Annotated in this window: 7 protein-coding genes; 2 read left to right on the top strand and 5 right to left on the bottom strand. The window is 70.6% G+C overall.

All coding sequences use genetic code 11. From position 1 onward, the window contains the following. Positions 1–891 (top strand): molybdopterin-dependent oxidoreductase (locus ACM2XV_RS09755; RefSeq protein WP_487026789.1); only part of this gene is annotated, 891 nt, incomplete at its 5' end. Here ACM2XV_RS09755 and ACM2XV_RS09750 read toward each other — a convergent pair. The 3 genes from ACM2XV_RS09750 to ACM2XV_RS09740 are packed head-to-tail and all read right to left on the bottom strand — an operon-like array spanning position 878 to position 5,504. Further along, positions 878–2,056, bottom strand: coding sequence for an SLC13 family permease (locus ACM2XV_RS09750; protein ID WP_487026788.1), 1,179 nt, complete (start codon positions 2,054–2,056; stop codon positions 878–880). The genes ACM2XV_RS09755 and ACM2XV_RS09750 overlap by 14 nt on opposite strands. A gap of 21 nt (positions 2,057–2,077) precedes the next feature. Continuing rightward, a complete protein-coding gene (locus tag ACM2XV_RS09745; RefSeq protein WP_487026787.1) occupies positions 2,078–4,099 on the bottom strand; it encodes a vWA domain-containing protein in 2,022 nt (673 codons plus the stop codon). After that, entirely contained in the window at positions 4,092–5,504 is a 1,413-nt protein-coding gene (locus ACM2XV_RS09740) for a magnesium chelatase ATPase subunit I (protein WP_487026786.1), read from the bottom strand. The genes ACM2XV_RS09745 and ACM2XV_RS09740 overlap by 8 nt, the downstream gene beginning before the upstream one ends. 106 nt (positions 5,505–5,610) lie before the next feature. Here ACM2XV_RS09740 and ACM2XV_RS09735 point away from each other — a divergent pair, with 106 nt between their 5' ends. Further along, entirely contained in the window at positions 5,611–5,871 is a 261-nt protein-coding gene (locus ACM2XV_RS09735) for a DUF6458 family protein (RefSeq protein ID WP_487026785.1), read from the top strand. 89 nt (positions 5,872–5,960) lie between these two features. Here the strand turns inward: ACM2XV_RS09735 and katG are convergent, their stop codons facing one another. Together katG and ACM2XV_RS09725 are read right to left on the bottom strand one after the other, a co-directional pair. Further along, on the bottom strand, positions 5,961–8,225 hold the full coding sequence (katG, locus tag ACM2XV_RS09730; protein WP_487026784.1) for a catalase/peroxidase HPI: 2,265 nt from the start codon (positions 8,223–8,225) through the stop codon (positions 5,961–5,963). Between the two features lie 30 nt (positions 8,226–8,255). Further along, complete coding sequence (locus tag ACM2XV_RS09725; protein ID WP_487026790.1) at positions 8,256–8,657, bottom strand: Fur family transcriptional regulator; 402 nt, start codon at positions 8,655–8,657, stop codon at positions 8,256–8,258. Positions 8,658–8,772 lie beyond the last annotated feature (115 nt).

Here is an 8,772-nt window from a genome sequence, read left to right as displayed (position 1 = left end):
GTGCCCGGCATCACGCCCGTGATCACGCCGAACGCGAAGTTCTATCGCACCGACGTCGAGCTCGTGATCCCCCAGCTCGACCCCGAGCAGTGGTCGCTGCGCGTTCACGGCATGGTCGAGCACCCGTTCACGCTCAGCTGGGCCGAGCTGAACGAGCTGCCGATGGAGGAGCACTACATCACGCTCGCCTGCGTCTCGAACGAGGTCGGCGGCCCCCTGATCAGCACGGCCAAGTGGCTCGGCTACCCCGTGCGACTGCTGCTCGAGCGCGCCGGCGTCACGGGCGATGCCGACATGGTCTACTCCGAGAGCTTCGACGGCTACACGGCGGCGACGCCGCTCGACGCGATGACCGACCCCGATCGCGCGGCGCTGCTCGCGATCGGCATGAACGGCGAGCCGCTGCCCTTCGCACGCGGATTCCCGGCGCGGCTCGTGGTGCCGGGACTGTACGGCTACGTGTCGGCCACGAAGTGGGTCGTCGACCTCAAGGTGACGCGCTTCGCCGACGAGCAGGGCTACTGGGTCACGCAGGGGTGGGCCGAGAAGGCGCCGGTGAAGCAGTCCTCGCGCATCGACGTGCCGCGGCCGGGGCGCACCCTCGCCGCCGGGCATCAGTGGATCGCCGGGGTCGCGTGGCAGCAGCACGTCGGCATCTCGAAGGTCGAGGTGCAGGTCGACGACGGACCCTGGCACGAGGCAGAGCTCGCGCGCGCCGTCAATGCGGACACGTGGGTGCAGTGGCGCTGGGGGTGGAACGCCACACCGGGCGATCACCAGCTGCGGGTGCGCGCCACGAACGCCGACGGCGTGCAGCAGACCTCGGGCGTCTCAGACGTGCTGCCCGACGGCGCCACGGGGTGGCACACGACCGAGGTCACCGTGGCGTGACCGCGGCGGCCCAGAGCGCGAGTACCCCGAGCACGACGGTGACGGGCGCGAGAACCGCGCCGTAGAGCACGAATCGCCCCCAGCGCACCCCGACGTCGAGCCGCTGCAGGCGCTCGTGCCACAGCAGGGTGGCGAGCGAGGCCCACGGGGTGACGAGGGGGCCCGCATTCACCCCGATGAGCAGCGCGAGACCCGGCAGAAGGCCGTGCACGGCCGGCTCGACTGCCAGGTAGGCCGGCAGGTTGTTGGTGACGTTGGCTGCGACGCCGCCGATCGCGGCGACGCCGAGAAGCGCCGGCAGCCCGTCGCCGGCCGGCACGAGGTGCACGAGCAGGGTGCGCAGCCCGGCGGAATCCAGCGCCGCGACCGCCAGGAACAGGCCGCACACCAGCACGACCGTCGGCCACGGCAGCAGCTGCACACTCAGCTCGTCGCGCCGCAGCACGGCGAAGGCGCCGATCAGCACGAGCGCGGCAGCGCAGGCGGGAATCCAGACGGCGATGCCCGAGACGAGGCCGCCGATCAGCAGCACCAGCACGACTCCCGAGATCAGGGTGAGGCGCGCATCGGCCACCCGCACGGGGCCCGGCTCGTCATAGCGCCGCGACAGCTCGCGCCGGAACAGCACGGCCACGAACGCCAGCGGAGCCAGCACGCCGACGAGCTGCGCCGGCCACGCCGCCGCCGCGAACGCCGCCGGCCCGATGCCGCCGAGATGCTGCTCCGCCAGCAGGTTGGTGAGGTTCGAGACGGGAAGCAGCAGCGAGCCCGTGTTCGCGATCCACACCGTCGTGAGCGCAAAGGGCAGCGGGTTGAGCCCCACGCGCCGCGCGAGCACCACCACGATCGGGGTGAGCAGCACGGCGGTCGTGTCGAGAGACAGGAACACCGTGCTGACGACCGCGATCGCGGCCACGAGCAGCCAGAGCAGCCAGCCACGGCCGCGCCCCCAGCGCGCGGCGAGCGCCGCCACCCAGTCGAACAGCCCCGCGGCCGCGGCGAGCTCGGCGACGACGGTGATCGCGATGACGAAGAGGAGGATCGGCCAGACGCGGATGCCGAGCGCCGCGGCATCCGTCAGGGGAAGCAGCCCCGTCGCCAGCGCGATCGCGCCGCAGGCGAGCAGCACCGCGCCGAACAGGGCGGTGCGCTGCGCTCGGGTCACACCATCGACGCTAGTGCGTTCTCAGTCGGCCCAGAGACCGCCCCGGCTCCAGCTCGACCAGTCGCCGCCGCTCGGGGATTGCCACGCGCGAGAGCCGAGGTACGAGTCGACGACCGCGGCCCCGAGCTCGTCGTTCTCGGGTGCGACGACCTTGCCGTCGACCCGCGCCGCCATGCTGTCGACGAAGCGGGCCAGGCTCGGGTCGTCACCGAGGCGGAAGAAGGTGATCTGGGCTCCGAGCCGCATCGAGTTCTCGAGCTCGCGCACCGTGTAGGCGATCGTCACCGGGTGGGGCGGGTACGAGAACCGCACCTCGCCGTCGGACTCGAGGTGCGAGGTCGGCTCGCCGTCGGTCACGATCAGCAGCACGGGCTGGGCGCTCGGGTGCTTGCGGAAGTGCCGATTCGCGAGCAGCAGGGCGTGGTGCAGGTTCGTGCCCTTCGCCCAGCTCGCCTCGAGAGCCGTGAGCTCCTCGATGTCCATCACCTCGGCGTGCCGGCCGAAGCCGATCAGCTGCAGCTCGTCGCCGCGGAACCTGCTCTTGATGAGGGTGTGCAGCGCGAGCGCGGTTCGCTTCATCGGCACCCACCGGCCGTCGATCTCCATCGAGAAGGAGGTGTCGGCGAGCAGGGCGACGGCGGCCTGGGTGCGCGCCTCGGTCTCGGCCACCTCGATGTCGTCGATGCCGATGAGCCGCGAACCGGGTGCGGCCGGCTCGCCCGCCCGCCGGCGGACGCCGTTGAGCACCGTGCGCGGAATGTCCCACGGCTCGGTGTCGCCGAACGCCCACGGGCGGGTCGCACCTGAGAGGTCGCCCGCCGCTCCGGCCTGGCGCAGCTCGCGCTGGCCCTGCCGCGCAGACATCCGCTTCGCGATGTCCTTGAGCAGGGTCTTGCCGAGCTGCCTCATCGCCTTCGGCGTCAGCTGCAGCCGACCCGCCGAGTCGCGCCGCAGGGTGCCGTCGCGCCGCAGCGCGCGCTCGAGCTCGCGCAGCGTGTGCGCGTCGACCGCGGCCTGGTCGCCGAGCTGCCTGGCGAGCTTGTCGAGATCGATGTCGTCCATGCGGGCGCCCTCGTACGACTGGGAGAGCTGTTCCGAGAGCTCGTCGAGATCGGCGAGGTCCTGCATGACACCCGCGCCCTCGCCGAGCCCCAGCGGCTGGTCGCCGTCGAACCGCTCGGAGCCCGACCAGTCCTCACCGGGGCGCAGCGCCTGCAGGCTCTGATCGAGCCGCGCGAGCTGCTGCATGAGCTGCGGCGAGCCGAAGGCCTGCGCCGAGAGCTCGAAGAGCTCCTGCCGCTGCTCCTCGGTCATCGAGTTGAGCATGCGCTGCGCCGCAGCAGATCGCGCCGCGAGCGCGTCGATGAGCTCATCGACGTTCTGCGGGTTCTCGGGGAAGAACGCCCCGTGCTTGGCCATGAAGTCGGCGAAGTCCGCCGCAGTGTCTTCGCCGCGCGCATGCTTCTCGAGCAGCTCGTTGAGGTCGTTCAGCATCTCGCCGACGGCCTCGCGGTCGGCATCCGTCACGTTCTCGAGCGCCTGTTTCATGCCGCCGAAGCGCTGATCGAGCAGCTCGCGGCCGAGCAGGTTCTTGATCTGCTCGTAGTCGGCGCGCGCCTGGCTCGAGCGCCACTCGTAGTCGCGCAGCTCACTGACGGCGGCCGAGGTCGACGCGGGCAGGTTCTCGAGCCGCGTCTCGGCGAACGAGCGCTCGATGTCATCGAGCTCGACATCGCGGGCGAGCTGCTTGCGCTCTTCGAGCACCGCCCGGTCGAGCAGCTGCCTGATCTCGTTCAGCGTGCCGTCGAGCTTGTGGCGCTGCAGCAGCTCGCGACGCCGCTCGGACACGCGGCGCCCCAGGTCGTCGAGTCCCGTGCGCCCCTCGCCGCCACGGCGCAGGTATTCGCGCATCGCGCGCTCGGCCGAGTAGCCGGCCATCACCTGCTCGCCGATCTTGTCGAGCGCCTCGGCGATGTCGACCGGGGGCGCCAGAGGGTCGCCGCCGCTATAGCGCTGGAAGCGGGCGCGGTGCGACTCAGCCATAGACCGTCTCGCTTCCGTCGGTGTCCTTGCCGATCTTCCGGGCGAGGTACAGGCCCTCGAGCGCGAGCTCGATCGCCGCCGCGCGCTCGCCCTCGCTTCCTGCGCCGAGTCGGCGGCCGACCTCGTCGTACAGCTCGGATTCCCCGAGTCGCGGCAGCCCCGCCAGGAAGTCGCGCGCCGTCACCGCCTCGCCCGTGACGACCATCGCCCCCGTCTCGATCGCGTCGACAAGTGGCCCGAAGTCGATGCCGCGGAAGTGCTCGCGCACCGTGTCTGCGGTCGCCGTGCGCAGCAGGTGGGTCAGCACGTCGCCCTCGCGCCCCTCTTCCCCGGTCTCGAACTCGATCTTGCCGCCCAGCACGTCGACGGCGGTCTGCAGATCGACGACACGGGCGGTGGCGTCGGTCTCGCCGTGTGCCGCTGCGCGATGCAGCGCGGATGCCGCGATCGTCTCGGCGCCCGCGATCGCGAACCGGGCGCTCACGCCGCTGCGCTGATCGACCGAGGTCGACTCGCGCAGCGCGCGGGTGAAGCGGGCGAGGATCTCGATGAGGTGGTCGGGCACGTCGGCGACCAGTTCGGCCTCTTGTCGGATGACGGCCATCTCTGCGTCGAGCCGACGCGGGTAGTGAGTGCGGATCTCGGCGCCGAAGCGGTCCTTCAGGGGCGTGATGATGCGGCCGCGGTTCGTGTAGTCCTCGGGGTTGGCCGAGGCGACGACGAGCACGTCGAGCGGAAGGCGCAGCACGTAGCCGCGGATCTGGATGTCGCGCTCCTCCATCACGTTGAGCATCGACACCTGGATGCGCTCGGCGAGGTCGGGCAGCTCGTTGATCGCCACGATGCCGCGATGGCTGCGGGGAATGAGACCGAAGTGGATCGTCTCGGGGTCGCCGAGCGAGCGCCCCTCGGCCACCTTCATCGGGTCGACGTCGCCGATCAGGTCGGCCACACTCGTGTCGGGCGTGGCGAGCTTCTCGACGTAGCGCTCGCTGCGGTGCCGCCAGGCCACGGGCAGCGCGTCGCCGAGCTCGGCGGCGCGCCGCTGCGACTCGTGCGTGATGGGCTCGTACGGGTGCTCGCCGAGCTCGGAGCCCGCGATCACGGGCGTCCACTCGTCGAGCAGACCGCCGATGGTGCGCAGCAGCCGCGTCTTGCCCTGCCCGCGCTCGCCCAGCAGAACGATGTCGTGGCCGGCGATGAGCGCGCGCTCGAGCTGCGGGATCACGGTGGCCTCGAAGCCGTGCAGGCCCGGCCACGGATTCTCGCCCGCGCGCAGCTTGGCCAGCAGATTGTCGCGCAGCTCGGTGCGCAGGGGTTTGCTCTGATGGCCGCTCGCACGGAGCTCGCCAAGGGTGGAAATGGTCGGTGCGGCCGTCGTTGCGGTCGGCGCTGCGTCCGTCATTTCTGCAGGCTAACCCCGGCCTGCGACATCCGTCAGGACTCGTAACGAACTGCTCATCTGCGAGCCCGCGCGCATGAATCCGATGGCGGGCGGGAACCGGCAGCGCATGAGTCTCGGAACAGGAATCGTCCTCTTCGTGATCGGCGCCATCCTCGCGTTCGCCGTGCACGTGCAGCTGGCCTGGGTGGACTTGACGATCGTTGGCTACATCCTGACGGTGGCGGGCGCCGTGGGGATCATCCTCGGCATCATCCTCATCGCCACGCGGCGCAATCGCACCGTCACGACGAGCCGCGGCTACACCGACCCCGCCACCGGCGAGCGCGTGCAGCGCAACACGGTCGACCGTGACGACCCGTTCGTCTAGAGCCCCCCTGACAGAACGAGTTCCCGTTCCGGACGTGCGCGCCCGCCGCCGCGGGCGCAGCGGTCCGGAACGGGAACTAGTCGTAAGTGCTACTTCTTGACGTCGAAGCGGTCGAGCTCCATGACCTTCTGCCACGCGGCGGCGAAGTCGCGCACGAACAGCTCGCCGGCGTCGTCGGTGGCATAGGCCTCGGCGACGGCGCGCAGCTCGGAGTTCGCGCCGAACAGCAGGTCGATGCGCGAGCCGATGATCGTCTTGCCCGACGCCGTGGTGCCGCGGTAGGCGTGGCCGCCCTCGTCGAGCGGCGTCCACGAGGTGCCGAGGTCGAGCAGCGTGACGAAGAAGTCGTTCGTCAGCTGACCGGGGCGATCGGTGAAGACGCCGATGTTCGAGCCGTCCCAGTTGGCCCCGATGGCGCGCAGGCCGCCGACGAGAACCGTCGCCTCGGGCGCCGACAGGGTGAGCAGGTTCGCCTTGTCGACGAAGACGTGCTCCTCGGGAAGCACGGACTGGACACCGAAGTAGTTGCGGAAGCCGTCCTGCTTGGGCTCGAGGTAGCGGAACGACTCGACGTCGGTCTGCTCCTGCGTCGCGTCGCCGCGGCCCTGGGTGAACCCGACCTCGATCTCGTAGCCCGCGGCACGAGCCGCCTGCTCGACGCCCACATTGCCCGCGAGCACGATCAGGTCGGCGAGCGAAACGGGCGCGCTCGACGCGTTCTTGATCTCGCGCAGCTTGGCGAGCACCAGGGCGAGCTGCTCGGGGTTGTTCACCTGCCACGACTTCTGCGGCTCGAGGGCGATGCGCGCGCCGTTGGCGCCACCGCGCTTGTCGCTGCCGCGGAACGTCGAGGCGGATGCCCACGCCGTCGTCACGAGCTGCTGCACCGTGAGGCCCGACTCGGCGATCGCGGTCTTGAGCGACGCGATGTCGGCGTCCGTGAGGATGCCCTCGGGCCGCTGCACGCGGTCCTGCCAGATGAGCTCCTCGCTGGGGACCTCTGGCCCGAGGTACCGGGCGATCGGCCCCATGTCACGATGGGTCAGCTTGAACCACGCGCGGGCGAAGGCATCGGCGAAGGCATCCTGGTCGTCCTTGAAGCGCCGCGAAATCTTGTCGTACTCGGGGTCGAAGCGCAGCGCCAGGTCGGAGGTCAGCATGCGCGGCTCGCGCTTGCCGTCGCCGAACGACTCGGGCACGAGGTCGGCGCCGCCGTTGTTCTTCGGCCGCCACTGGTGGGCGCCGGCCGGCGACTCCATCAGCTCCCACTCGTAGCCGTAGAGGATGTGGAAGAACTCGTTGTCCCAGCGGGTCGGGTGGTACGTCCAGGTGACCTCGAGGCCCGAGGTGATCGCGTCGATGCCGACGCCCGACTTGTAGTCGCTCTTCCAGCCGAGGCCCTGCTGCTCGAACGGCGCGGCCTCGGGGTTCGGGCCGGGCGCGTCGGCGGGCGCGTTGCCGTGGGTCTTGCCGAAGGTGTGGCCGCCGGCGATCAGCGCGACGGTCTCCTCGTCGTTCATCGCCATCCGCTTGAACGTCTCGCGGATGTCGCGAGCGGATGCCACCGGGTCAGGGTTCCCGTTCGGCCCTTCGGGGTTCACGTAGATCAGGCCCATCTGCACCGCGGCGAGCGGGTCCTCGAGCTCGCGGTCGCCGTGGTACCGCTGGTCGTCGAGCCACGTCGTCTCGGGGCCCCAGTAGACGTCGTCATCGGGCTCCCACGCGTCGACACGGCCGCCGGCGAAGCCGAAGGTCTTGAAGCCCATCTCCTCGAGGGCGACGTTGCCGGCGAGGATCATGAGGTCGGCCCACGACAGGCTCTTGCCGTACTTCTTCTTCACGGGCCACAGCAGGCGACGCGCCTTGTCGAGGCTCACGTTGTCGGGCCACGAGTTCAGCGGAGCGAAGCGCTGCTGCCCCGTGCCACCGCCGCCGCGGCCGTCCTGCACGCGGTAGGTGCCGGCGCTGTGCCACGCCATGCGGATGATCAGCGGGCCGTAGTTGCCGAAGTCGGCCGGCCACCAGGGCTGCGAGGTCGTGAGCACCTCGGCGATGTCGGCCTTGACCGCGGCGAGATCGAGCGTCTTGAACGCCTCGGCGTAGTCGAACTCCTCGCCGTAGGGGTTGAGGATCGGCTGGTTCTTGGCGAGCAGCTTGAGGTTCAGGCGGTCGGGCCACCAGCCGTGGTTCGCGGAGCCGCTGGTGGGGTGCGGCGCGCGCTGGCCGTGGGGCACCGGGCACTCGGCGCCGGTGGACTCGCCGACGCCGGCGGTTCCGGGCTCGTCGACGACCGGGGCCGTCGGCTGCTGTGCACCGTCGGTCGTGAAGACGCCGTGCTCGTGAGGGTCGGACATGGTGTTCCTTCCAGGAGTGGGTGGTTGTGGCTAGGGAGAAGTCGATGCGCAGTCGGGGCAGAGCCCCCAGTAGACGACCTCGGCCGTCTCGATGCGGAAGCCGTGCGCGTCGGAGGGCTCGAGGCAGGGCGACTCGCCCACGGCGCAGTCGACGTCCTGCACGGCTCCGCAGCTGCGGCACACGGCGTGGTGATGGTTGTCGCCGACGCGGGCCTCGTAGCGCGCGAGCGAGCCCTGCGGCTGGATGCGCCGCACGAGCCCTGCCTCGGTGAGCGTGTGCAGCGTGTCGTAGACCGCCTGGTGCGACACCTCGGGCAGCTCGGCGCGGGCCGCGGCGATCAGGGTGTCGGTGTCGGAGTGCGGGTTGCGGTGCACCGCGTCGAAGACGGCGAGCCGGGGGCGCGTCACTCTGAGGCCGGCATCGCGAAGCATCCGCTCGATGTCCACCGCGATCGTCACATGCCCAGCATTCCGGCTTTTCTTGATCGAGTCAAGAAAACGCCGGGCGTGCGAACGACGCGGAGTGCGGGTATCGCCCGATCATGGA

This window comes from Gryllotalpicola sp. CP2-P1, from assembly GCF_057512245.1.
Note: the sequence above shows the minus strand (reverse complement) of the source record. Positions and strands in the feature narration are given on the sequence as shown.

Excerpts from the sequence above, each read along its gene's own strand:
- ACM2XV_RS09745 (WP_487026787.1), bottom strand. The coding sequence starts at position 4,099 with ATGGCTGAGTCGCACCGCGCCCGCTTCCAGCGCTATAGCGGCGGCGAC.
- ACM2XV_RS09740 (WP_487026786.1), bottom strand. The coding sequence starts at position 5,504 with ATGACGGACGCAGCGCCGACCGCAACGACGGCCGCACCGACCATTTCC.
- katG (WP_487026784.1), bottom strand. The coding sequence starts at position 8,225 with ATGTCCGACCCTCACGAGCACGGCGTCTTCACGACCGACGGTGCACAG.
- ACM2XV_RS09735 (WP_487026785.1), top strand. The coding sequence starts at position 5,611 with ATGAGTCTCGGAACAGGAATCGTCCTCTTCGTGATCGGCGCCATCCTC.
- ACM2XV_RS09725 (WP_487026790.1), bottom strand. The coding sequence starts at position 8,657 with ATGCTTCGCGATGCCGGCCTCAGAGTGACGCGCCCCCGGCTCGCCGTC.